Genomic DNA, 26,168 nt, shown 5'->3' on the forward strand with positions numbered 1-26,168 from the left:
ATTATGAATTAAAATTAGTATTATAAATAAAAAAGTTAGAATCCTCACGTAGAAAAGACGATTTTGAATACGATAATAAGTGTGATAAAATTGACTTTGTTGAAATTTTGAAGGAGGTATTTGATGACAAAAAAATTAATAATATCAAAAACTAAATTGTTTATTTTTATAATAGCATTTATATCTGCATTTATAGCTTTATTTGGAAGTAAAAATACACTTATAGGTGTGGCTATAGTAACAGCTATGCTAATGCTTTTGGAAAGGGATTTAACTATTTCTCCAATTAAAAATTTACTAAAGTACTTGATAATAAATGTAATGTTAGGAGTATTATCGTTTTTTGCAGTACAAAATATGTATTTAGGAATTTTATTAAATTTTATAGCATTATTTATAATAGGATATTTATTTAGTTATGACTTGAAAAGGGCTGTATATGTACCTTTTGGTCTTATGTATATATTTATGATAAGTATACCTGTAGGATTAAGTGAATTTCCTATAAGATTATCAGCTTTAGCTAGTGGTTCACTTGTCATAATGATTGCTCAATTTGTTATGAATAGAAATAGAATGAAAAAAATTGGTGACAAAGAATTAATATCTATATGTGATGAGTTGTTGGAAAAAATAAATCTTTTAAAAAATATTATGAACAATGATAATTCTGTAAGTAAGTCTAATATGAGAAAAATAGATAGTTGTAATCACACAATAAATTCTATATCAAAAGGTCTTAAAATGGTTATATTTGATAATAGAAAAGATGACTTTTTTATTAGTATTAAAGGAATGGATATAATAAATATCTTATTTTCATTAGAAAGAATAAGTTTAATCTTAGATAGATATAAAGCAGATACTAAGGAATTTGAGGATGAAGACATAAAAAATATTCTAGAAGAAAGTAGTACAAATGGTAAAGAAGATGTTTTAGTTGTAGTATCTAAAGAAGTAAATTATATCAAGATGTGCTTAGAAAATAAAGATAATATAACTGATAAAGAAATACTTGGATTTAGAGATTATGTTATCGCTCAAGATACTAAAAATATAAATTTGAAAGAAATTTACAGTGTTTTAGAAAATCTATACGAATTTTTATTAGAGTACAAAAAAGTAAAATCAAAAGAAGAAAAAAGAGTTGAAAGAAAAATAAAGATACCACATGAATTTAAAAGAATATCAATATATAAGCAACATTTTAATTTAAAATCTATAAGATTTTCTTATGCAATAAAAATCGCTTTGGCTACAGCAATATCAGGTTTTATTATGGATTATTTTCACTTAAAAGATGGAAGATGGATAATGTTAACTGTATTTTCATTAACACAACCTTATGCAGAGAATTGTTTGCAGAAATCCAGAAAAAGAATAGAAGGTACACTAGTAGGAGCGGTAATATTTATTGTTTCATTTTCAATAATAAAAGATAACACATTAAGGTCATTAATTGTACTTTTAGCAGGATACATAAACTCATATGTAGTTGATTATAGAAAATTGATAGTGTGTGTAACTGTTTCAGCTCTTGGTTCCGCAGCAGTTATGGGAGACCCTAATGTTTTAACTATGAGTAGAATTTCATATGTGGTATTAGGTGCAATTATTGCATTAATAATAAATAAATTTGTTTTACCATATGATGCAAAAATGGGGTATCAGCATGTTATAGATGTGTATAAAGGTATAGTTAAAAATATAATTAATGAAGCTAATAAATCTATTGAAAACTCAACCAATGTTCATTATATAAAGAATCTATTATTAGTGCCATCACTTATTGAAGATAGACTTATGTTGATAAATACTATATACAAAGATGAACATCAAGATGATTTCTTAGAAAATCAACAATTACTAATAAGTAATATGTACAATTTATATATAAATGTCAAAAAGAATAATATTAGAGATGAAGATATAGAAAGAATATTGAGAGATACTAGTTATATTTCAAATTATGATGCTGATAAATATGATGAAGGAAGAAGTGTAATTTTAGATAGTATTGAAAATACAGTAAGCTTGGGCGATAAAATAATTTGTCTCAATTTACTTCAAACTTTAAATGGTGTAAAAGAGATGTATAGAATAAGTAATACCAGTAAAATGTTAGTGCAAGAAGTTGCATAATTTTCTAATCTAATTAAATTATATAATAAGTCATAGCTTTAAAGCAAAGTATATGACTTTTTCTTTTATACAATGTTAAAAGAAAATAGTATATTAAAAACAAAAAACATATATTTATGAATTTTGTGTGAAAAAGGTTAAAATATTGATTTTTTTCATTAGTTGAAAAAACAATTTACTTAGGATAAACTATAATAGTATTCAAATATTATGGGGGTTAGATTTATGAGTAAAGATGTAAAGGTAAAGCGCGATAAGAAATATGATACATTTAGTATAACTATGGAACTTGAAAGACCTTTACTTTATGATGAGGTTGAAAACGAAGATGATAAAAATGATAATAGAAAATTTAATATAAAAAAGAAAATATTCATGGGAATAGGTATACTGTTTGTATTGATTCTGCTTAGTTTTTTCATATGGATAAACAAAACATATGAACCTCAAAAACTAGCAAAAGAAGCATTAGTTAGTAATAGTAAAGTCGAGGTAACTATAAATGAAAATATTTCATTTACACCTAAGGGTAGAAAAGTTTCTAAAGGTCTAATTTTTTATCCAGGAGCTAAAGTAGAAATTGAATCATATGCACCACTTGCAAGAAAAATAGCAGAAAGTGGATATGAAGTGGTAATTGTAAAAATGCCACTTAATCTAGCTATACTTGGAACTAATAAAGCACAGAAAGTTATGGATTCTTACAGTAATATAGAACATTGGGTAATAGGAGGGCACTCATTAGGCGGAGTTGTTGCATCTAATTTTGCACGTGACAATAAATTAATTGATGGAGTTGTGTTTTTATCTTCTTATCCAATGGGCAATGAACTAAGACAGTTAGGCAAAAAGGTTATATCTATATGGGGAAGTAAAGATGGAGTAGTTAATTTTAAAAACCTTATAGAAGCAAAAGAAAAACTTCCTGATGATACAACTTATGTTGAAATTGAAGGGGGAAATCATGCACAATTTGGAGATTATGGAAAACAAAAGGGCGACAATGGTGCTATTATAAGTCAAGAAAAACAGCTTAAGATTACTGCAAATAGTATTATTAAATTTTTAAATAATATATCTTAAACAAAAGCTTGAAGTTTATAATATATATAAAGTATTATTTTAAGTAGATATTATTAATATAATAAAACTAAGATTGGATTACAAGGGGGATTTTAATATGGAATATGATATGCCACTTTATAGACCACCAAGTGAGGCTTATAGTCTTATAATACAAGTCACACTAGGATGTTCTCATAATAAATGTACATTTTGTAGTATGTACAAATCAAAGAAATTTAAAATAAAACCATTAGAAGTAATAAAAAATGAAATTGATATATTTAGAAGACATTATAAAAATGTAGATAGAATATTTTTAGCAGATGGAGATGCATTGATAATACCAATGGAAAAATTAAGAGATATAATATTATATATAAAAGAAGTTTTTCCAGAGTGTGAAAGAATTACTCTATATGGCTCTCCTAAGTCTATAGAGAAAAAAACTGATGATGAACTTAAAGAGTTAAAAGAACTTGGTGTTAAGATGATTTATCTAGGGCTTGAAAGTGGAAATGATGAGGTATTAGAAGATATTAAAAAAGGATTTAATAGCGAACAACTGATAAAAGTTGGTAGAAAAGTTAAGAAAAATGGTATTAAATTATCAGCTACTGTAATAGCAGGTCTTGGAGGAACTAAAAAAACACATCAACATGGAGTTGATACAGGAAAAATGTTAGGAGCAATTTCCCCAGATTATGTAGGTGTATTGAGTTTAATGGTAGAACCTAATACTGAACTTTACGATTTACTTCAATCTGGTGAATTTAAAGTATTGGAAGATAAGGCTGTGCTACAAGAAATTAAAGAAATGATAAAAAATATAGATACCAATGAAAAAGTTGTATTTAGAAGTAATCATGCGTCAAATTATGTTAACTTAAAAGGAATATTACCTGAGGATAAACAACGTCTGATTGATGAGATAGATTATTATCTAAGTAACTTAAAATTAAAAAGAGAAGAATATAGAAGACTGTAAAATTTAAATATCATTAATATATATGTATAGATGTAAAATATTTAAATTATCTAGATTTTAAGTGGGGTGTCTCAGAATGAACTTTTTAGTTCATGAGGCACTCTTTTTTGTATGAAATCAAATATATTTTCATCATTTCAACAATGAAAAGGAGACTTATCTCTATTTTGAGACAGCTCCTTTTTTGTTAAGGAATATAATTATGAAATCATAGAAAAAATCTATCAATAATGATAAAAATATGCACTGGATTAATAGATTTCCACGCATTATAATAGAGACATAAATTTAAATTACAAAAACTATAAACATAAAAACGTGTGGAGGAATAGAAATGAAAATATATCAAAATATCTTTGAACCATTAACTATAAAAAGGATGAATGTAAAAAATAGAATAGTTATGCCACCGATGGGAACAAACTTTGGTGGAGAAAGTGGAGAATTTAAAGATGAGCACATTAAATATTATGAACAAAGAGCTAAAGGTGGAACTGGACTTATAATTGTAGAAAATGCTTGTGTAGATTTTCCTTTAGGTTCTAATGGAACTACACAAATAAGAATAGACCATGACAGATACATACCTGCCTTATATAAGTTAACTGAGAATTTACATAAACATGGTGCATGTGTAGCTATACAAATTAATCATTCAGGTGCTTCAGCTATGCCAGAGAGAATAAATGGATTAACTCCAGTATCTTCTTCTAATATACCTTCAAAAAATGGAGGAACAATACCCAGAGAATTAAAGAAAGAAGAAATACTAAATATAGCTAAAAAATATGGTAAGGCAGCAAAAAGAGCTCAAATAGCTGGTTTTGACGCCGTAGAGATACACGCTGGGCACTCATATCTAATAAGTCAATTTTTATCCCCAATTTACAATAAGCGTACAGATGAATTTGGTGGAAGTCTTGAAAACAGAGCGAGATTTGCAAAACTAGTAATTGATAAAGTTAGAGACGAAGTGGGAGCATTATTTCCTATATCTTTAAGGGTAAGTGCTGATGAATTTATAGAAGGAGGAAATACTTTAAATGATACCTTAAAGCTTCTTGAATATTTAAATGAAGAAGTAGATATATATAATGTATCAGCAGCATTAAATGATTCTATACAATTTCAAATCGATACAATGACATTAGAAGATGGTTGGCGTTCATATATGTCTAAAGCAGTTAAAAAAAGATTTGGAAAAGCAACAATAATAACTGGAAATATAAGAAACCCAGAAATAGCATCAAAAATACTTAAAAATAATGAAGCGGATTTTATAGGTATGGGAAGAGGGCTTATAGCTGACCCTAATTGGGTTGAAAAAGTGCAAAATGGAAAAGAAGATTCAATAAGAAAGTGTATTTCATGCAATATAGGATGTGCAGGTAATAGAATTGGAGCAAATAGACCTATAAGATGTACAGTAAATCCAGACTTAATAAATGGAGAAGAATATAAACAGAGAAAAGTAAATAAGACAACAAATGTAGTTGTTGTAGGTGGAGGAACGGCTGGTCTTGAAGCAGCAGCCACAGCAGCAGAGGTGGGATGTAATGTATTTTTATTAGAAGAAAAAGCAGATATAGGAGGGCTTGCTGAGACAATATCAACTTTTCCAGATAAAAGTAGAATAAATGATTTTCCAAAGTATTTAAAACAGAGAGTTAAAAAATTAAAAAATTTAATTGTTTTTAAAAATACAAAAGCTGATATTAAATTTATAGAAAATTTAAAACCCGATATAATTATAAATGCTACAGGTTCAAAACCATTACTTCCACCAATAACTGGTTTGTTGGATAGGATAGACCAAGAAAATGGAAAGGTGAGTTCAATATTTAGGCTATTTAATGATATAGAAGATTTTCAAACAAAAGACTTAGAAAATAAGAAAGTAGTAGTTGTGGGTGGTGGAGCTGTTGGATTAGATGTTGTAGAATTTTTCTCGGAAAATAAGGCTAGAACTTCTATAGTTGAGATGTTACCAGTGGTAGGAAAAGATTTAGACCCTATAACAAAGGTTACAATGATGAAGATGTTAAAAGATTATAATGTTGATGTTTATACAAATACAGCATTATTGGAAGTTGAGGATGATAATTTTAAAGTTAAGAAGGATAAAGAAGAGTTATTGCTAGATTTTGATTATGGATTTATATGTTTAGGAATGAAATCTAATAATCCAATTTTGAATGATTTAAAGAAACATTTTGAAGCTAAAAATGTGGAAGTTATAAATATAGGAGATAGTAAAATAGCTAGAAGAATAATAGATGGAGTTAGAGAAGGAAGAAATATAATAACAACTTTAGAAAAGTTAAATCTTCTATGATAATAGATAAAAAAGACAATTTTAGAAAAGTCAAATCTTTTGTAGAGAATAAATAATAAAAATAAAGTAATCTTAGAAAAGTTAATTCATCTTTGTTTTATAACTTTAGTACTATTTTTAATTTTAACTATATCAAAGAGTACTATTGGTAATATAGTAGATTTAAGGGAATTCCTAAAAAGATTTCCCTTAAATCTCGTTTTAAGATAAATTAGTCATAAAATATTAAACTAATTTATCAATAGCTCCTGATTGAATATGTTGAATATTTGATTGGATTTTTTCATATGACCAATCCCACCACTTAATTTTTAATAATTTTGAAATTATATCATCGTTAAATCTTTTCTTTATAATTTTTGCAGGTATTCCACCAACAATAGAATATGGAGGGACATCATTAGTAACTACAGCTCCTGTTCCAATAATTGCACCATCACCAATTTTTACACCTGACATAATTACAGCATCATAGCCTATCCATACATCATTTCCAATTACAATATCACCCTTATTGTCCCAAGCATCTGTTATATGATTTATGTCTAAACCCCAGTCTTCATAAAAGATTGGAAATGTATAAGTAGAGAGTGATTTCATTGTGTGGTTTCCACTAGTCATTAGAAACTTTGCTTTACATGCAATTGAACAAAATTTTCCGATTATTAATTTGTCATTGTTTATAGGATACTGATATAGTACATTATTTTTTTCAAAATCTCTTGGGTCATTATAAAAGTCGTTATATATTGTATAATCTCCAACTTTTATATTGTCTCTTGTAATCACATTTTTAAGATATACAGTTTGATAATCGTTACTTCTTGGATATATTTTATCTGAATTTGGAATAGTCATGTTTAAATCTCTCCTTTATATTATGTTATTTTCCTGACTATCCCATTATTACAATACATCTCTTCATAGAATCACTCCTTACATATTACTTATTTATAGTTTATTATTTTATTTTCAATAAAATATTTTTAACTAAGTCGTATTTTATGATAATTGTCTATTTATTTGATTATATCAAAGTGATAAAAAATTACAAGTATTTAAGATATAATAAATAGAAAGTATTTTTTATTAAGTTAAATAACGTTATTATTGAATTAAACTTTAATTTTCAATAGTGATTTGACTAGAATATATTGGGTATGATAGAATTATGCTTATATAAATATTTATGTAGTATTTATGTAAATTTATTATCTATATTATATAAATAGATAGTATTTATATGTATTTATTTTTAGGAGGTTTTATTATGAGTCGACTAGAGAGACTCGAAATGAAGAAAGTAGAAACTAAGCATTTACAACAATTCAATCAATTGTTACGTTATGTATTTCAAGTGACAAACCATGATTTACAACAAGTAGGTTGGGAGGAAAGAGAAATAACCCTTGCTAAACTACCTGTATTAAGACAAGCAGATGTATTTGGTTGGTTTGATGAGGATAAATTAGTATCTCAAATAGCTGTTTATCCATTTAAAATCAATATATTTGGTCAAGAATACGATATGGGTGGTCTTACTGGTGTTGGAACATATCCAGAATATTCTAATTTAGGTCTTATGGATAAATTGATGCGACAAGCATTAACAGATATGAGAGAAAGAAAACAATCTATATCTTATTTATTTCCATACTCAATTCCATATTATCGTCGTAAGGGATGGGAAATAATATCAGATAAGATATCTTTTGAAATTAAAGATACTCAGTTACCAAAACCTAAAGTGGTATCAGGAGAAGTTGAGCGTGTAAGTATAGAACACGAAGATGTCAGAAATGTTTATGAACGCTTTTCTAAAAAGAGCCATGCGTCTATGATTAGAAGTGAGTTAGCATGGGAAGAATACTGGCGTTGGGATTTAGATGACTTAACATGTGCAATTTATTATGATAAAAACCATGAAGCACAAGGTTATGTGTTATATTGGATTTCTGATGAAATATTCTATATTAAAGAAATGGTATTTGTAGAAGAAGAGGCACGTACAGGATTATGGAATTTTATAAGTGCTCACTTTTCAATGATAAATAAAGTGGTTGGGAATACATATACAGATGAACCATTGGCATTTTTACTTGAAGATGGAGATATAGAAGAAAATATAAAACCATACTTTATGGGTAGAATTGTTGATATAGAACAATTTATAAACCAGTATCCATTTAAAGAACAGGAAAATGAAGTAAAGTTAGTCTTTCAATTAGAAGACCCTTTATTAGATTGGAATACAGGAGTGTTTACATTAAATGTTTCTAAAGAGGGTAAAGGTATGTTAATTGATGGTGGTGATAAGTATGACTTGAAACTTGACATACAAACACTTACAACTATGTTGCTTAGTTACAAAAGACCAACTTATCTTCATAGAATAAAAAGAATTATTTGTGATAAAGAAGTAGCAGATTTATTAGAAAATCTTATTGAACGTGAAAATCCATATTTCTCAGATTATTTCTAATAAACTTTAATAAGTTTTAAAATATATCTGGGATTGTACAGAGTATTTACTTTGAAACAATCCCTTTTTAACGTATTTTTATTCCATTTTATCAATTAGATTATTGTTTTTACTATAATTAATAATAAAGTTTTTAAAACTATTAACAGCAGGAGTTAAATATTTATTTTTCATTGTAGCTAAATATATGTATCTTTCATGTATAGGATTTGTTATTGATAAAACCTTTACATTAAAATATTTAAGAGCAAAAATATTGGGAACGACTGCTATACCGTAGTTAATAGAAACTAAACCTGCAACAGCTGTATCTTCTTCTGTTTCACATATAATTTGTGGCTTTACATCAACTTTTTCAAAGAGATTATCAATAATTGGTCTAACTCCACTATCTTCACTAAAGAATATAAAAGGGTAATCCTTTGTATCTTTTAAGTCTACACTATCATTTGAGGCCAGAGGGTGGCTATATGGTACTATTACAACCAATTCCTCCTGAAGTATAGATGTAAAATCTATGTTGGGTTCATTTGGAACAAAAGAGCAAAATGCTAAATCAAACTTTTCATCTTTTAAACCCTGGATAATCTTTTTAGTGGTACCTTGGCCAAATGAAAATGAAATATTTTTATTTAACTCTTTTTCTAAAAACTTACCAAGTATATCTGGAATGAAGTAAGCTCCCAATGTATAAATAAATCCTAAGTCTATAACACCTTTTGATATACTGGTATATTCTCTAAGCTTTTTTTCTCCTCTTTCTAATTCACCCAATGCTTTATCAACATAAGTTAAAAAAAACTTACCATATTTAGTCAAACGAACATTTCTACCTTGTTTTTCAAATAAAAAGGTTCCCAGCTCTTTTTCAAGAGCAGATATAGCATGACTTAAGCTTGGTTGAGTTATAGACAATTGTGTAGCTGCTTTTGTATAGTGTTCAACTTTGGCTAAAACTCTAAAGTAATGCAAATGATTTAGGTTCATTGATATTCAATCCCTTCATAAGTAATGAAATTCGAGTTATTTCTACATAATTATACCATATTATACCATAATTCATAGATTAATTCTATTAATATTAAGAATAATATGCATTATATTAATAATACTTAAATAATATAATGAAATTACAAGAAAGAGTGTAAAAAAATTAAATGTAAGTATATTTAACCTTTATGGTTATATAGATTATAAAAAAATATATAGTACTGAATTTTTTAAACACTTAAAAATTTAAATATATTAATGGATTTGAAATTACTATAAGTTGAGTAATACAAACTTTTAAAATATAGATATAGCAAAAATACATGTGATTAAATGATTTACATACTATAAGAATTGTTACTTTAAGGATAAAATGAAATATTACTGTAGAATTAGTATTGTTATGACTTATAGTATTTTTACGATATAATAATACTGTGAAATAAAATGAATATAAAATCTGATAAAACTTCTATATTTGTGGAGGAGAAATATGAAAAATATAGTACAAGTAAAAAATATTAGAATAGGAGAAGGTATACCTAAAATCTGTGTACCAATAGTTGGAAAAACTAAAGAAGAAATTATTGAAGAAGTTAATGACTTAAAGGGAATTTGTTTGGATGTTGTAGAATGGCGTGTTGATTTCTTTAAGAATGTAGAAAATATTCAACAAGTTAAAGAGGTTCTTAACGAATTAAGAAAATATATGCCAGATATACCTCTATTATTTACATTTAGAAGTATAAAAGAAGGTGGAAAAAAATTAATATCAAAAGATTATTATACTATTTTAAATAAGGAAATTTCTAATACAGGATTAATAGACTTAATAGATGTAGAGCTATTTATGGGAGATGAAATTGTAAATGAAATAGTCGAGTTTGCTCATAAAAAAGAAGTAAAAGTAGTCATGTCAAATCATGATTTTAATAAAACTCCCAAAAAAGAAGAAATTATATGTCGTTTATGCAAAATGCAAAAACTAGGAGCAGACTTACCTAAAATAGCTGTTATGCCACAAAATGAAAGAGATGTTCTAGTGTTGCTTACAGCTACAAATGAAATGGTTCAAGTTTATGCAGATAGACCAATAATAACTATGTCTATGGCAGGAATGGGAGTTATAAGTCGTTTGTGTGGAGAAATATTTGGCTCTTCATTGACTTTTGGAGCAGCTAAAAAGGTTTCTGCACCAGGGCAAATATCAGTTGAAGAACTAAATTCAATACTATACATATTACATAAAAGTATTAATTAATTTAAAAGTATTGATTATATATGATGAAGGTTTATGATGTACTATAAAATATGATTTTGTAGATTTAGTAGGTAATATTATTAATATAACTAATATGTGAAATTATGGAAAAATAATAATTTTATAAAAATAATTGATAAATATAAATTAAATTATATATGTATATATTGTAGTCCAATAGTGATATAATAATATAAAAAATTTTTATAGAGAGTGAGATTACATATGCGAAAACTTGAAGAGATATTAGAGTATAATAAATCATTTGTGGAAAATAAAGAATATGAACAGTATGCAACATCAAAACATCCAAATAAAAAAATAGTAGTCTTATCTTGTATGGATACAAGATTAACTGAACTTTTACCTAAAGCTATGAATCTTAAAAATGGAGATGTTAAACTAATAAAAAATGCAGGTGCTACTATAATGCATCCATTTGGAAGTATTATGAGAAGTATTTTAGTTGCAATTTATGAATTTGATGTGGATGAAGTTATGGTTGTAGGACACCATGGATGTGGTATGTGCAATGTGGATACGGATAAATTACTAAATAAAATCTTAGATAGAGGAATATCAAATGACGTAATACTTACACTTCGTAGTGCCGGAATTGATACAAAACAATGGTTACATGGATTTGATTCAGCAGAAGATTCTGTAAAAGATAGTATTAATTTAATAAAAAATCATCCTTTAATTCCAGAAGGAATTATTGTGCATGGTTTGATTATATCACCAGAAACTGGAAAAATAGATGTTGTTGTAAATGGATATGAGGATAAATAATATACTGTTATAATATATAAGTAATATATTATTAAATAAGAAGTTGTTTCAAAATTTATTTTATTTTGAGACAACTTTTTTTATTGATAAATTTATGAAAAGGTTTATCTTAAGGTTTTTAATGAAAAATATAAGTAGTTAGCTAATTAAAAAACTTACTATTATTTATTAAAATCATAATCAATTAATAAAAAAATATTTAATAAATGAAATTTATATGAATTTTTTATAAATATATTGAAAAAATGCATATGTTATAGTAAAATAATCATTAGCCGACTAAGTAATATAAAAATAAGGAGGGTAAGTATGAATAGTAATTCTGAAGAAAAATTAAATGATGTTTTTTTGCAATTGATGCGAATATATTTTATAAGAACTCATTTTTATTTTGATAAATTAGGTTTGTACCATGGTCAGCCACAAATACTATTTTCTCTTAAGATGAAAAATGGCCAAAGTCAAAAAGAATTAGCAGATAAAAGAAAAGTAAAAGCATCTACAACTACAGTTATGGTAAAGAGAATGGAAAAAGCTGGGCTTGTAGAAAGAAAACAAGATGAAAAGGACCAAAGAATTTCTAGGATTTTTTTAACAGATAAAGGTCTAGAAGTATGTAACAAAGTAGAGGAATTTAACAAAGAATTAGAAAGAGAATTCTTCTTAGGGTTTAGTGAAGAAGAAAAGATAGTACTTAGAAGACTCCTAATGCAAGTTAGAGACAATTTGAAAGCAGGATGTCATAAACATGAGCATGAAAAATATTTTTAAGGTTTAAAACAATGTTTTTCAATTTAATGCTATTAGACTAATTAATATTACAGAGGGGAAGAAGTGTATGTTTAAATTAATTAAATATTTAAAGAAGTCAGCCTTATCAATAGTAGTAATAGTATGCTTATTGGTGGTTCAAGCAGTATGTGACCTTTCTTTACCAAAATATACATCTAATATAGTAAATATAGGTATACAGCAAGGTGGAGTAGAAAACTCTGTTCCATCTATAATTAGAAAAAGTGAACTAGATAAGATTACTTTATTTATGGATAAAGATAATAAGGATAAAGTATTAGATAATTACACTTTACTGAATAAGGAAGATTACAGCAAGTATAAAGATAAGTATCCAAATTTAAAAGACGAATCTCTTTATGAGTTAAATACTAAAGACAAAGATACTATAGATGAGTTAAATAGTATTTTTGGTAAATCTATTTTAATTGTATCAGGTCTTGAAGGAGATAGTAAAGAAGTAAAAGCAATGAAATCTCAGATAATGAGTCAACTTCCTACACAAGGGACTCAAGGTGGAGAAGTTGATATATTTAAAGTGTTATCAATGATGCCAATAGAACAACTAGACAAATTAACTAAAGAGATGAGCAAAAGCTTTGAAAGTATGCCAGAAAGTATGATAACACAAAGTTCAGTATCATATGTAAAAGCAGAATATGAAAAAATAGGTATTGATACAGAAAATATGCAAAATAATTATATCTTACTTACTGGTGCAAAAATGCTTGGTATAGCTATGATTAGTATGGTAGCTACAATTACAGTTGGATTTTTAGCAGCAAGAGTAGCAGCAAGTGTAGGAAGAAATTTAAGAAGTGGAGTTTTTAGAAAAGTTATGTCATTTTCAAATAGTGAAATGAATGAGTTTTCTACAGCATCACTAATCACTCGTAGTACAAATGATATTCAACAGATACAAATGTTGATGGTTATGCTACTTAGAATAGTTTTTTATGCTCCAATAATGGCTATAGGAGGAATAATAAAAGTTTTAAATACTAATACTTCAATGGCTTGGATTATAGCAGTTGCAGTAGTAGCTATTTTATCTTTAATAATTGTATTATTCTCAGTTGTTATGCCTAAGTTTAAATTGGTTCAAAAGCTTGTTGATAAGTTAAACTTAGTAAGCCGTGAGATAATTACAGGTATTCCAGTTATCAGAGCTTTTAGTACTGAAAAACATGAAGAAAAAAGATTTGATGAAGCAAATAAAAATTTAACTAAAACAAATCTTTTTGTAAATAGAGTTATGACATGTATGATGCCTGCTATGATGCTTATAATGAACCTTATTACAGTTCTTATAGTTTGGAGAGGTGCATATAGTGTTGATTCTGGAGCAATGCAAGTTGGAGATATGATGGCATTTATACAATACACAATGCAGATAATAATGTCATTCTTGATGATATCAATGATATCTATTATGCTTCCAAGAGCGTCTGTTTCAGCTACACGTATAGATGAAGTATTGGTATCAGATATAAGTATCAAAGACCCAGAAAAATCAAAAGTACAAGAATTTAAAGAAGATAAAAAAGGTCTTGTTGAATTCAAAAATGTTTCATTCATGTATCCAGATGCAGAAGAAGCTATATTGACAGATATATCCTTTACAGCAAAACCAGGAGAAACAACTGCATTTATAGGAAGCACTGGTAGTGGGAAGTCTACTCTTATAAATTTAATTCCTCGTTTCTTTGATGTTACTGAGGGGGAAATATTATTTGGTGGAGTTAATATAAAAAATGTTTCTCAACATGATTTAAGAGAAAAAATTGGATATGTACCTCAAAAAGGAGTATTGTTCTCTGGTACTATAGAATCCAACTTGAAATATGGTAGAAAAGACGCAACAAATGAAGAAATGAGAGCTGCAGCTGAAATAGCTCAAGCTACAGAATTCATTGATTCTAAACCAGAAGCTTTTAAAACTGAAATTTCTCAAGGTGGAACAAATGTCTCTGGAGGTCAAAAACAAAGACTTTCTATTGCAAGAGCAATAGCAAAAAATCCAGAAGTTTATATATTTGATGATAGTTTTTCGGCTCTTGACTTAAAAACTGATGCAGCTCTTCGTAAAGCTTTAAAATCACAAACTGCTGAGAGTACAGTATTAATAGTTGCACAAAGAATTAGTACCATCTTGCATGCAGAACAAATAGTTGTTTTAAATGAAGGAAAAATAGTTGGAATAGGAACACATAAAGAGCTTCTAAAAAATTGCGAAGTTTATGAGCAAATAGCTTTATCACAACTTTCAAAGGAGGAGCTAGCTAATGAGTAGAATGGGAAAAGGTCCTATGGGAAAATCTATAGGAGCAGGACAAAAAGCAAATGACTTTAAAGGGACCATGCGAAAACTAATTGCATACTTATCTAAATTTAAAATATCAATAATTTTGGTAATTGTATTTGCTATTGGTAGTGCATCGTTTTCTATAGTAGGTCCAAAAATTTTAGGTAAGGCAACTACAAAGATATTTGAAGGATTAGTGAGCAAAGTTTCTGGAGGCAATGTAGGTATAGATTTTGATGCAATTGGAAAAATTTTAGCATTATTACTTTGCCTTTACTTGGTAAGTGCACTATTCTCTTTTATACAAGGATTCATAATGAGTGGAATTTCTCAAAAAGTATCCTATAATTTAAGACAAGAGATTTCAGTAAAACTAGATAGATTGCCAATGAAGTATTTTGACACTAAAACACATGGTGAAATACTATCAAGAATTACAAATGATATAGATACTCTAAATCAAAGTTTAAATCAAAGTATGACACAACTTATAACATCAGTAACAACTATGATAGGTGTTTTGATAATGATGCTATCTATAAGTGGTATTATGACATTAGTGGCAATTTTAATATTACCAATATCAATGTTTGTAATTTCAAGAATAGTAAAGAAATCACAAAAATACTTTAGATCTCAACAAGAATATTTAGGGAATGTAAATGGGCAAGTTGAGGAAACTTATAGTGGTCAAACAATAGTAAAAGCATTTAATCGTGAAGAAGAAGCAATTAATGAATTTGATAAATTAAATGATAGTTTGTATAATTCAGCATGGAAATCTCAATTTTTGTCAGGGATAATGCAACCACTTATGATGTTTATTGGAAACTTAGGGTATGTAATGGTATCAATCTTAGGAGGTTGGCTTGCAATCAAGAAGACAATTGAGGTTGGAGATATACAGTCATTTATACAATATGTAAGAAACTTTACACAACCAATGACTCAGATTGCACAGGTTGCTAACTTACTACAGTCAACAGCAGCAGCTTCTGAAAGAGTATTTGAGTTTTTAGAAGAGGAAGAAGAAGACCAAGTTGTTGAAAATGCAGTTTCAATAGATGGTTTAGAAGGTAAGATTGATTTTGAAAATGTCAATTTTGGATATAATTCAAATAAGACTATAATAAATGATTTCTCAGTAAATGTTAAACCTGGTCAAAAAGTTGCTATTGTTGGACCTACAGGAGCAGGTAAAACTACTATAGTTAAGCTTTTAATGAGATTTTATGATGTTAATAGTGGTTCAATACTAATTGATGGTCATAATATTAAAGATTTCAATCGTAGTGAGCTTAGAGAAATGTTTGGTATGGTTCTTCAAGATACATGGTTATTTAGTGGCTCGATTATGGAAAACATAAGATATGGTAAACTAAATGCTACAGATGAAGAAGTTATAGAAGCAGCTAAATCTGCACATGTTCATAGATTTATCAAAACATTGCCAGATGGATACAACATGAAATTAAATGAAGAAGCAAGTAATGTTTCTCAAGGTCAAAAACAATTATTGACTATAGCTCGTGCCATTTTAGCAGACCCTAAAATCTTAATATTGGATGAAGCTACAAGTTCTGTTGATACTAGAACAGAAGTATTAATTCAAAAAGCTATGGATAATCTTATGGAAGGTAGAACAAGCTTTGTTATAGCACATAGATTATCAACTATACGTGATGCTGATATGATTCTTGTTATGAATGAAGGAGATATAGTTGAACAAGGAAACCATGAGGAACTTCTAAAGAAAGGTGGATTCTATGCTAATCTTTACAATTCTCAATTTGAAGAAGACGAAGCAATGTAGTAAGAATTTACTTTAAAATATTAGTATCGTTATGAGATAAATATAGAATAAACTAGGTAGATAAGATTATATTTTGTAAGATATAATCTTATCTATTTTTTATGTATTTACAAAGTATGTATTTTGTTATAATATATAGTAAGGAAAATGTTGGAGGTGATTATCAAAATGTATATTTAATCGTATTCTTTAAATTTTATTAATAATAAAATTTAATTTTAATAGTTAACAATTATGTAAAGTTGTGTATTTTAGTTACTTTTATTAGTTGTGTAAAAAACTACTTAAATTTAAGAATTGGGTTAAATATAATATAATAATCACATATTAGTCAACTAGATTGGCATATTTTTAATATATATTTAGAATTTTAATCCTTCTTATAATGTAAGTAGCTTGTTTTGTATTACTTAGATTTATAAGGAGTTTTTTTATTCAAAAAACTACATAATATAATTGAGGAGAGGTGTTTTAAAGTGATTTTTTATATAAGATTAAGAAAATAACGCACGATTATGGTTATTATAATATTAAATTAGAAGTATAATTTAAGGATAAAATTAAACAAGCAAATTCTTAACGAATTTAATTATAGAGCCATAATCTCGTGCTATATATTAAATAAAAAATAGTATATAAGGAGAATATGGATATGGCAAAAAAAGGAATAATAGTAGGACTAAATATAAATAATAAATCTGAGGATTTTAATGAACTAGTGATTGAGCTTGAAAACTTATGTTTAGCATGTAATATTGATGTTGTAGGAAGTATAACTCAAAATGCAAAGCAGGTTAATAGAGCATATTATATTGGTACAGGTAAAGTTGAAGAATTATTAAATTTAATAGAGCAAGAAAAAGCGGATATAGTTGTATTTTATAATGAGCTTTCTACATCACAGCTTAAAAACCTTGAAGAAAAATTTAACTGTGAAATTATAGATAGAACAGCATTAATACTTGATATATTTGCACAAAGGGCAAAAACTAGAGAAGCCAAGCTTCAAGTGGAAGTAGCAAGCTTAAGATATATGTTACCAAGACTTATAGGCTCAAATGAAAATTTAGGGCGTCAAAGTGGTGGAGTAGGTACTAAAAATAGAGGTTCTGGTGAAAAGAAATTAGAGCTTGATCGTAGAAGAATAGAAGAAAAGATAACTTCTCTAAACAGGGAATTAGATGATTTAAAATTCCAACGAGAAACTCAAAGAAATATGAGAAAAAAATCGAATCTTCCAAATGTAGCTTTAGTTGGATATACAAATGCTGGAAAATCTTCAATAATGAATGAATTAGTTGATATATTTAAAAACTCTGAAGAAAAGAAAGTATTTGAAAAAAACATGCTATTTGCGACATTAGAAACTTCTATTAGAAACATAGTTCTTCCAGATAATAAAGAATTTTTATTGTCTGATACAGTTGGATTTGTAAGTAATCTACCACATGATTTAGTAAAAGCATTTAGGTCAACATTAGAAGAAGCATGCGAAGCAGATGTGTTATTACATGTTATTGATGTTTCAAATCCAAGCTATAAAAATCATATTAAAGTAACAGAAGATACTTTAAAGCAAATTGGTGCAAATGATATCCCTATAATAAATGTTTACAATAAAATTGATTTAGTTCAGGAAGAATTATTAAATGATATTGTAGATGATATAGGCAAGGAAGGGATATTTGTTTCAGCCAAAAAAAATATAAATATAGACAAAATGATAAAATGTATTTGTGATAGTATATTTAAAGATTATGTAAGATGTAAGCTTTTGATTCCGTACAGTGAAGGGCATGTAGCTTCTTATTTTAATAATAATACAAGTGTCATAAATACAGAATATATGGAAGAGGGAACTCTTTTAGATGTAGAATGTAGTAATATAGAATATAACAAGTATAAAAAGTATGTTTTAGAATAAACTTTGTAAAAGGTATTGTAATCTAGAATTTACTTAAAGCAGTTAATTTAGAGTTAAGTTGTAAAATTATTATAAATTATAATTTGTATAAAGCGGTATAGCTATCTAAGCTATACCGCTTTATTATATATAATAAAAAATAAGATTATTGACATAAAAGTAATTAATTAATATAATATAAGGTAACTAGTTACTGATTATAGCTACTATCAATATTAAGGAGATAATTGACATGAAAAATACAGTGATAATTTATAAAAGTAAGTATGGTTCAACAAAAAAATATGCTAAATGGCTTTCAGAATCATTAGCTTGTGATATTTTTGAAATTAAGGATATTAATCTAGAAAAGATTATAGATTACAATACAATTATTTTAGGAGGAGGTCTTTATGCTTGCAATATAGCAGGAATTTCTTTTTTTAAAAAGCATTATGAGAAATTAGCAGGTAAAAATCTAATTGTTTTTGGTGTAGGAGCATCTCCATATGATGATTCAGTGATAAGAAAATTGAAAGAAGTTAATTTTAAGGATAAGTTGAATAATATTCCTTGTTTTTATTGTCGTGGTGAATGGGATGAAACAAAAATGTCATGGCTTGATACTACTCTTTGTAGTTTTCTTAAAAAGTCAATAGCTAAAAAACAACATCAGGGTTTTAATCCAATAGAAGCTCCTTTATTATTGGGAGAAGATTTTGATTGGTGTGATAAAAAGTATCTAAATCCAATACTTGATTATGTGGATAAACTTCAAAACACAAATTTATAACTATATTGTAGTTTATAGAGTAGTTAATTCTTAAAAATACAATTTCTTTATTAGTTCTCCTGTATCTAAAAGGGGGGGCTTTTTTTATTTGTAAATTTATGTTATATTGATAAGAATTTATTATTGTATAAAAATGATATTAATAGAAATTTAAACAATTTGTTTTAAAAATAGAGTAGTCTAAATTCTTAAAGAGGGGGTTTTAAATAGTGGATATAAATAAGCTAGTAATGATGCAAAGGGAATACTATAATACAGGTAAAACAAGAGATGTATCATTTCGTTTAGAACAGTTAAAAAGGCTAAAGTCAGCTATATTACAAAATGAAGATAAAATACTTGTGGCATTAAAACAGGATTTAAATAAATCAAATTTTGAAGGATTTATGACAGAAGTAGGTATTTTATATAGTGAGTTGAATTTTGCTATAAAAAATATAAAAAAATGGAGCAAAACGAAAAGAGTTCGTTCAAGTATGGTCAATTTTCCATCTATATCTAAGATTATTCCTCAACCTTATGGTGTCACACTTATAATGTCACCTTGGAATTATCCATTTCAATTAGCTCTTATACCATTAGTTTGGTCATTAGCAGCAGGAAATTGTGCAATAATAAAACTTTCTGAGTACTCTGTATCAACTTCACATATAATTAAAGATATACTTGAAAGTATATTTTCAAAAGAATATATTGCAGTAGTTCAAGGTGACCAAGAAGAAAGCGAAAAAGTACTTTTAGAAAAATTCGATTATATATTTTTTACAGGAAGTACTGCTGTAGGTAAAGTAGTTATGAAAGCAGCATCAAAGCATTTAACTCCTATAACTTTAGAGCTAGGAGGAAAAAGCCCTTGTATTATATTAGAAGATGCAGATATAAATCTTACTGCAAAAAGATTGACATGGGGAAAACTAATAAATGCAGGACAAACTTGTGTAGCTCCAGATTATATTTTAGTACATGAGAATAAAAAAGATGAGTTAATAGAGAAAATAAAATATTATATTGAACAGTATTTTGGAGAGAATCCATGTGATAATGAACAATTTCCTAAAATCATAAATGAAAAACATTTTAAACGTATAATATCCCTTATTGATATGGAAAAGGTAGTATATGGTGGTAATTATAATAACCATACATTAAAAATAGACCCAACTATAATAGGTGATGTTAGTTGGGATGATGATATAATGAAGGAGGAAATATTTGGACCAGTATTTCCTGTTTTGACATATAAAAACTTAGAAGAAGCTATACAAGAAGTTATACAAAGACCAAATCCACTAGCTCTTTATATATTTACAAAAAATAAGTATCTGGAAAATAAAGTTTTAGAAATGATTCCAGCAGGAGGATGTTGTGTAAATGATACAGTTATCCATATAGCTACTAATTACTTACCATTTGGGGGTGTTGGTGAAAGTGGTATGGGCTCATATCATGGTAAAGCAGGATTTGATACATTTACTCATTATAAAAGTGTATTAAAAAAATTAAATTTAGATATTCCTATTAGATATGCACCATATAATGATAAATTAATTAAAATTCTTAAAAAAATGATGTAAACTATATTGTAGAAAAAATACAAATCAAATTAAAAATATATATTTTGATTATATTTTATCAAATTAAAAATTTTAATTTGGCATATTTGTTATAAAAGTAGTAATTTTGTGATAAAATTTAATTATATAGAAATAAGGAGGAACAAATGAAAATTAATTGGAATACAAAGTACACGACAATAGCAATTTATACGTTTATAATAGCTGCTTGTAGTATTATATTCTATCTTGTATCATCACAAATTGATGTATTCTCTAACAATTTAGATATTATGTTTACAACATTACAGCCATTTATAATAGGGTTTGCTATTGCATATCTTCTGAATTTTATTCTGAAATTTTATGAAGAAAGGCTTTTTATCAAAAGTGAAAAATTAAAAAAACTAAAACAAAAATCAAAAAGAGGATTGGGCCTTTTATTAACATATGCAACAGCTGCATTGATACTCTACTTATTTATGCAATTCGTATTACCTCAAGTAATTGAGAGTATTGTTGGATTAGCAAATGATATACCTATGTATGTAAACAACGCAACTAAGCTTCTTGATAAATTAATGACTGATTTAAATCTTGATGAACAATACTTTAATTTAGCAGTAGATAAATGGAATGAATTTGTCACATACATTATAAAATTTGTAACAGACTTAATACCAATATTAGGAAACATGTTGAAGAATATAGCTTCTAGCATATGGAATATTGTACTAGGATTGATTGTTTCAGTATATTTACTAATTGATAAAGAAAAATTCTATGGATTAAGTAAAAAAATAACTTATGCACTTTTTACAGAAACACAAGCTGCTAAAATTCTAGAATTAACTCACAGAAGTAACTATACATTTGGTAGATTTTTAGGTGGTAAGATATTAGATTCATTTATTATAGGTATTTTGACATTTGTAATACTTACAGTAGTAAAAATGCCATATGCATTATTAATATCAGTAATAATTGGTATTACAAATATTATTCCATTCTTTGGACCACTGTTTGGAGCAATACCATCTACAATAATAGTAATGTTTGTTTCTCCAATACAAGCACTATGGTTATTGTTAATTATATTAATAATACAACAAATAGATGGAAATATTATAGGACCTAAAATACTTGGAGACTCAATTGGGATATCTGCATTTTGGATTTTATTCTCATTGTTGGTTGCAGGTAAATTATTAGGCTTTGTTGGAATGGTAATAGGAGTTCCTCTATTTGCAGTAATTTATTCTATAATTAAAGATGTTATTGAGGGTAAATTAGATAAAAAGGGGTTACCAACAGATACTTCTGATTATATGTAGTTGAAAATATATAAATTAATAAAATATTTAAAGCACTGAGACAGCTAAAATCTTGGTGCTTTTTAGATAATAAATTCATTATAGAAGAGGTGTTTTTTGTGGCATTTATAGAATGTAAATTTAAATCAAAATATACAGGAGGAGAAACTGATATAATCGTAGTTTTACCTGTAGCAAATGGAAAAGAACTTTTTACTGGTAAAGAAATATATGATTTTGAAGGTAAGTTTAAAACTTTGTACTTATTTCATGGGCTGGAAGATGACCAAAGTTCATGGATTAGATACACTAATGTAGAACATTATGCCAAAAGTAAAAATATAGCTTTAGTAATACCAAGAGTAGAAACTAGTTTTTACACAGATATGGTGTATGGACATAAATATTTCACCTTTGTAAGTGAAGAGCTACCTAAATTTGTTAGAGCTATATTTCCTTTATCAGATAAGAGAGAAGATAATTTTGTAGCTGGGATGTCTATGGGAGGATATGGGGCTTTAAAATTAGCACTTTCAAAACCAAATGAATTTTCAGCTGTAGCAAGTTTTTCTGGTTCACCTGATATGATTCACGAGTTGGAAAATCAGCAAATAGAAACAAATGCTGATATTCTATTCCATGACTTTGGAAAACCAAAAGATGCTAGAAATAGTGAGAATGATTTACTTTACATACTTAAGAATCTTAAAGAGAGTAATAAAGATATTCCCAAAATTTATCAATTTTGTGGTGATAGGGATTTTTTATATAAGAATAACCAAACCTTTAAAAAATATGCAGAATCTTTAGATGTTGATATTGTATATGAAGAGTGTGTTGGTGGTCATGAATGGCGTCTATGGGATTTGTGGATAAAAAAATTTATAGATGTAATTGGATAAGTACTTTATTGTCATTAGGGCAAAACACTATAAAATATTTTTAAACGTAATAAAGACTGAAATATTAAAATGCAATTATGATTTCAAAATTTCAGTCTCTAAAAAGTTCAATAAAATTTTATTAAGTTCTTATGCGAGTTATTATTGGAGTAAAATTATCAACTATATCTATATAGTATTTACTTAATTCCTCTAAAATATCTTCGCATAAATCAGTGCTGTGACCAAGGTTAATTAGAAACTGTTTTGTAAAATATTTTATTACAGATTGAGAAGATATATCATATTTATGTGAAGTATAGACCCTAATTATCTCTGGTTTCATAGCGAGTATACCAATACAAGAAAGTATCAATTCGTCATGTTCTATAGATTCTTTTTCATTAACATATCTTTTCATGACCATTTCAGTTACACTTCGTTGATAGCTTAAAATAGCTTCCTCATAAGCTATATCTAAATAAAAGTTTCTATACGCTTCATTTTTTAAAAGAAAACAAAGGTCAGCATTCATAGCAAGAAAGAACATCATCATTGTACCTTCTTCATGATAATTATAGATTAAAGATTGCATTTCATTCCTTATATCTTCATATATTATAGCTCCGATTTCACTTTTACTTGAGAAATAATAACTTATTAAGCCTAAATTTATATTGGCTCTTTCTGCAATTTGCCTAGTTGTTGTCTTGTGATAACCTTGTTCAAAAAATAATTCTCTAGCAGCACTTATAATACTAGCTTTTGTTTCCTTACCTTTTTCTGATTTTGACATATTTACTGTGTATACCTTTCTTTTCAATCTTTTTTTGAAAATTTGCTAACTATAAGTATCGTAACCGAACCACCTATTATAGGTACTAGGATTCTGTCAAAGACAGTGAGGATGCCAATCATATTTAAAAATGCTAATATTGCACTTACTATAACAGCACAGATAGCTCCTTTTTTTGTAGCACCTTTCCAGGAAAGACCAATGACAAATGGTGCAAATATTACGCCTGTACATAATGGTGCTGGCCAAAACAATAGTTCTAATAAACTGTCAAACTTGAGTGCTATAACTGCTCCTATTATAGCTGTTAAAGCTGAGGCAATTTGAGAGTATTTAAGAGTATTTTTTAAATCATTAAACTCTATATTAGGATGCAATAATTTATTATAAATATCTCTCGATATTATGGCACTCATTGAGGTCATTAATGAGTCAGCTGTAGACATTATGGCAGCTAATATAGCAGCTAAGAATAATACCGAAATTAAAGGAGGTAGAGTTGTTGATATCATTTGAGGTAAAACCTGAACAGATGATATGTTTGGAAATAAACTACCACCAATAGCTCCAATTATGCCTATAGGGAAAGCAAGAAATAATAGTATAAATCCTGCAATAACACTGCTTTTAACTGCATTTTTAGCATTATCAGCACATTGGTATCTCAAAAAACTTTCATAAGAAAATATTGAGCCTAAAACCAATGGTAAAACTGTATACATAAAATCACTAAGCGACTTATTTCCTGGGAAGAATGGTTCTTTTACCATTGATTGTAACATAAGTAAAGGGTTGTCGCCAACTAATTTTAAGCTTATATAAGCCACTATTGGCAAAAATACTACACAAATAGCTAGTTGAATAAATGCTGATACTGCAACTCCCCACATTCCTGATGCATAAGTATATATAATGATTACTATGACTCCTACAATTACAGCTATATCATAAGGAATACCAAATGCAGTAGATACAGAACCAAAAGATATTAATTGACTGCCCATAATAGCTAATATTGATATTGGTGTTACAAGACATTGATAAGCTCTTAAGAATATACTATGACCATATCTAGTTTCAATATAGTCAGCAGGTGTTATATCACAGGATAAGCTTCTTAATTTTCCTGCAAAAAATGCATTTACAAAACAAGCTAAAGCCGCACCTATAGTAGAGTACATACCAACCCATAGTCCTCTTTCGGCTCCCCATTGAACTCCACCAACCAAACATCCTCCCCCAAAAGATGTAGCAGCAATAGTTGCAGCAAGTATGGGTAAAGGAAGATTTCTACCCGCAATTAGGAAATCGGATGCTGTTTTAACTTTTTTAGAAAAATAAAAACCAATCCATATGTACACTGCACACGTAGCAATTAAAAGTAACATAATTTTTTCTCCTTATATAATATTTTTTAAATAAAATTTATAAAATATATTTTAAATATATTTTATATAAAAGTAAGACAATATTGATTTTAACTGGCTTTGGATTAGTGTAGCTACAATAATTTAACATATGATGTTATGTAAAAGTTAGATAAAATAAGAAAATTGAAAATTCTGAAATTAAAGATTATAATAAACGTTTACTTGATATATTCTTTTTTTGTAATTGTAACATGCTTTTATTTTAAAATCAATAGTACATGTATAAAAATAAAAGGGATTTAAAAGGCGGAAAAATATTTTTAATATCTACTTGTAGTATATAAATATAGCATAAAAATTATTCTTGAATAAATTTATGATGATTTAAAATAACTAGAATTTTGATGAAATAATTTGAAATATATGTTTTAGTGCCACTTTAGATGCATATATTAATAAAAATATATATTTAAATTAAGTATAAATGCCTTTTTAGTTCATTTAAGTAACAAAAAAATAAATCCAAAAAGTGTTTGACAATTATGAATTTTGAGAATATAATTAAATTAAAATTATACACATATAAAAATTTGATTC

At 27.3% G+C, this 26,168-nt stretch carries 19 protein-coding genes; 15 read left to right on the top strand and 4 right to left on the bottom strand.

The window, feature by feature from the left end:
- Window positions 1-123 precede the first annotated feature (123 nt).
- The 4 genes from KGF46_RS05160 to KGF46_RS05175 all read left to right on the top strand — a co-directional run bounded on the left by KGF46_RS05160 (window position 124) and on the right by KGF46_RS05175 (window position 6,527).
- Window positions 124-2,142 carry an FUSC family protein gene (locus KGF46_RS05160; RefSeq protein ID WP_227861834.1) on the top strand — a complete coding sequence of 673 codons (2,019 nt, stop codon included), beginning with the start codon at window positions 124-126 and terminating at the stop codon, window positions 2,140-2,142.
- Window positions 2,143-2,367: 225 nt separating this feature from the next.
- Entirely contained in the window at window positions 2,368-3,225 is an 858-nt protein-coding gene (locus KGF46_RS05165; RefSeq protein ID WP_227861471.1) for an alpha/beta hydrolase, read from the top strand.
- 97 nt (window positions 3,226-3,322) lie between these two features.
- A complete protein-coding gene (locus KGF46_RS05170; RefSeq protein ID WP_227841054.1) occupies window positions 3,323-4,192 on the top strand; it encodes a radical SAM protein in 870 nt (289 codons plus the stop codon).
- Window positions 4,193-4,526: 334 nt separating this feature from the next.
- Window positions 4,527-6,527: an FAD-dependent oxidoreductase gene (locus tag KGF46_RS05175; RefSeq protein ID WP_227850072.1), complete on the top strand. Its 2,001-nt coding sequence runs from the start codon at window positions 4,527-4,529 to the stop codon at window positions 6,525-6,527.
- Window positions 6,528-6,752: 225 nt separating this feature from the next.
- Here KGF46_RS05175 and KGF46_RS05180 read toward each other — a convergent pair whose 3' ends face one another.
- The gene (locus KGF46_RS05180) at window positions 6,753-7,385 is read right to left on the bottom strand and encodes a CatB-related O-acetyltransferase (protein WP_227842331.1); all 633 of its coding nucleotides are present in this window, start codon (window positions 7,383-7,385) and stop codon (window positions 6,753-6,755) included.
- Between the two features lie 412 nt (window positions 7,386-7,797).
- Here KGF46_RS05180 and eis point away from each other — a divergent pair, with 412 nt between their 5' ends.
- On the top strand, window positions 7,798-9,009 hold the full coding sequence (gene eis, locus KGF46_RS05185; protein ID WP_227828840.1) for an enhanced intracellular survival protein Eis: 1,212 nt from the start codon (window positions 7,798-7,800) through the stop codon (window positions 9,007-9,009).
- A 78-nt stretch (window positions 9,010-9,087) separates the two neighbouring features.
- Here eis and KGF46_RS05190 read toward each other — a convergent pair whose 3' ends face one another.
- The gene (locus KGF46_RS05190) at window positions 9,088-9,996 is read right to left on the bottom strand and encodes a LysR family transcriptional regulator (protein ID WP_227828839.1); all 909 of its coding nucleotides are present in this window, start codon (window positions 9,994-9,996) and stop codon (window positions 9,088-9,090) included.
- 496 nt (window positions 9,997-10,492) lie between these two features.
- Here KGF46_RS05190 and aroD point away from each other — a divergent pair, with 496 nt between their 5' ends.
- From aroD to KGF46_RS05240, 10 genes are all read left to right on the top strand, one after another.
- Window positions 10,493-11,260 (top strand): type I 3-dehydroquinate dehydratase, encoded by a 768-nt coding sequence (gene aroD / locus KGF46_RS05195; protein ID WP_227856407.1) that lies wholly within the window; start codon window positions 10,493-10,495, stop codon window positions 11,258-11,260.
- Between the two features lie 225 nt (window positions 11,261-11,485).
- A complete protein-coding gene (locus tag KGF46_RS05200) occupies window positions 11,486-12,052 on the top strand; it encodes a beta-class carbonic anhydrase (protein ID WP_227828837.1) in 567 nt (188 codons plus the stop codon).
- Between the two features lie 309 nt (window positions 12,053-12,361).
- The gene (locus KGF46_RS05205) at window positions 12,362-12,823 is read left to right on the top strand and encodes a MarR family winged helix-turn-helix transcriptional regulator (RefSeq protein ID WP_227841331.1); all 462 of its coding nucleotides are present in this window, start codon (window positions 12,362-12,364) and stop codon (window positions 12,821-12,823) included.
- A 67-nt stretch (window positions 12,824-12,890) separates the two neighbouring features.
- A complete protein-coding gene (locus tag KGF46_RS05210) occupies window positions 12,891-15,137 on the top strand; it encodes an ABC transporter ATP-binding protein (protein WP_227861835.1) in 2,247 nt (748 codons plus the stop codon).
- Window positions 15,130-16,962: an ABC transporter ATP-binding protein gene (locus KGF46_RS05215; protein ID WP_227434881.1), complete on the top strand. Its 1,833-nt coding sequence runs from the start codon at window positions 15,130-15,132 to the stop codon at window positions 16,960-16,962. Before KGF46_RS05210 ends, KGF46_RS05215 begins: the two co-directional genes overlap by 8 nt.
- Window positions 16,963-17,614: 652 nt before the next feature.
- Window positions 17,615-18,886 (top strand): HflX GTPase family protein, encoded by a 1,272-nt coding sequence (hflX, locus tag KGF46_RS05220; protein WP_413840276.1) that lies wholly within the window; start codon window positions 17,615-17,617, stop codon window positions 18,884-18,886.
- A gap of 232 nt (window positions 18,887-19,118) precedes the next feature.
- Entirely contained in the window at window positions 19,119-19,658 is a 540-nt protein-coding gene (locus tag KGF46_RS05225; RefSeq protein WP_227842339.1) for a flavodoxin domain-containing protein, read from the top strand.
- A 209-nt stretch (window positions 19,659-19,867) separates the two neighbouring features.
- Window positions 19,868-21,232, top strand: a complete 1,365-nt coding sequence (locus KGF46_RS05230; RefSeq protein WP_227828832.1) for an aldehyde dehydrogenase — start codon at window positions 19,868-19,870, stop codon at window positions 21,230-21,232.
- A gap of 146 nt (window positions 21,233-21,378) precedes the next feature.
- A complete protein-coding gene (locus tag KGF46_RS05235) occupies window positions 21,379-22,545 on the top strand; it encodes an AI-2E family transporter (RefSeq protein WP_227828831.1) in 1,167 nt (388 codons plus the stop codon).
- Window positions 22,546-22,643: 98 nt separating this feature from the next.
- A complete protein-coding gene (locus KGF46_RS05240) occupies window positions 22,644-23,426 on the top strand; it encodes an alpha/beta hydrolase (RefSeq protein ID WP_227856405.1) in 783 nt (260 codons plus the stop codon).
- Between the two features lie 121 nt (window positions 23,427-23,547).
- On the opposite strand, the gene KGF46_RS05245 is transcribed toward KGF46_RS05240, so the two are convergent.
- Both KGF46_RS05245 and KGF46_RS05250 read right to left on the bottom strand, forming a co-directional pair.
- A complete protein-coding gene (locus tag KGF46_RS05245; RefSeq protein ID WP_227828829.1) occupies window positions 23,548-24,201 on the bottom strand; it encodes a TetR/AcrR family transcriptional regulator in 654 nt (217 codons plus the stop codon).
- Window positions 24,202-24,224: 23 nt separating this feature from the next.
- Window positions 24,225-25,589: a sodium:solute symporter family protein gene (locus KGF46_RS05250; RefSeq protein ID WP_227828828.1), complete on the bottom strand. Its 1,365-nt coding sequence runs from the start codon at window positions 25,587-25,589 to the stop codon at window positions 24,225-24,227.
- Window positions 25,590-26,168: the final 579 nt, after the last annotated feature.

Origin of the sequence: Clostridioides sp. ZZV14-6153 (assembly GCF_020657855.1) — a bacterium.
GTDB lineage: Bacteria > Bacillota > Clostridia > Peptostreptococcales > Peptostreptococcaceae > Clostridioides.

Excerpts from the sequence above, each read along its gene's own strand:
- eis (WP_227828840.1), top strand. The coding sequence starts at position 7,798 with ATGAGTCGACTAGAGAGACTCGAAATGAAGAAAGTAGAAACTAAGCAT.
- KGF46_RS05245 (WP_227828829.1), bottom strand. The coding sequence starts at position 24,201 with ATGTCAAAATCAGAAAAAGGTAAGGAAACAAAAGCTAGTATTATAAGT.
- KGF46_RS05210 (WP_227861835.1), top strand. The coding sequence starts at position 12,891 with ATGTTTAAATTAATTAAATATTTAAAGAAGTCAGCCTTATCAATAGTA.
- KGF46_RS05170 (WP_227841054.1), top strand. The coding sequence starts at position 3,323 with ATGGAATATGATATGCCACTTTATAGACCACCAAGTGAGGCTTATAGT.
- KGF46_RS05250 (WP_227828828.1), bottom strand. The coding sequence starts at position 25,589 with ATGTTACTTTTAATTGCTACGTGTGCAGTGTACATATGGATTGGTTTT.
- KGF46_RS05165 (WP_227861471.1), top strand. The coding sequence starts at position 2,368 with ATGAGTAAAGATGTAAAGGTAAAGCGCGATAAGAAATATGATACATTT.
- KGF46_RS05225 (WP_227842339.1), top strand. The coding sequence starts at position 19,119 with ATGAAAAATACAGTGATAATTTATAAAAGTAAGTATGGTTCAACAAAA.
- aroD (WP_227856407.1), top strand. The coding sequence starts at position 10,493 with ATGAAAAATATAGTACAAGTAAAAAATATTAGAATAGGAGAAGGTATA.
- KGF46_RS05200 (WP_227828837.1), top strand. The coding sequence starts at position 11,486 with ATGCGAAAACTTGAAGAGATATTAGAGTATAATAAATCATTTGTGGAA.
- KGF46_RS05160 (WP_227861834.1), top strand. The coding sequence starts at position 124 with ATGACAAAAAAATTAATAATATCAAAAACTAAATTGTTTATTTTTATA.
- KGF46_RS05235 (WP_227828831.1), top strand. The coding sequence starts at position 21,379 with ATGAAAATTAATTGGAATACAAAGTACACGACAATAGCAATTTATACG.
- KGF46_RS05205 (WP_227841331.1), top strand. The coding sequence starts at position 12,362 with ATGAATAGTAATTCTGAAGAAAAATTAAATGATGTTTTTTTGCAATTG.
- hflX (WP_413840276.1), top strand. The coding sequence starts at position 17,615 with ATGGCAAAAAAAGGAATAATAGTAGGACTAAATATAAATAATAAATCT.
- KGF46_RS05190 (WP_227828839.1), bottom strand. The coding sequence starts at position 9,996 with ATGAACCTAAATCATTTGCATTACTTTAGAGTTTTAGCCAAAGTTGAA.
- KGF46_RS05215 (WP_227434881.1), top strand. The coding sequence starts at position 15,130 with ATGAGTAGAATGGGAAAAGGTCCTATGGGAAAATCTATAGGAGCAGGA.
- KGF46_RS05180 (WP_227842331.1), bottom strand. The coding sequence starts at position 7,385 with ATGACTATTCCAAATTCAGATAAAATATATCCAAGAAGTAACGATTAT.
- KGF46_RS05175 (WP_227850072.1), top strand. The coding sequence starts at position 4,527 with ATGAAAATATATCAAAATATCTTTGAACCATTAACTATAAAAAGGATG.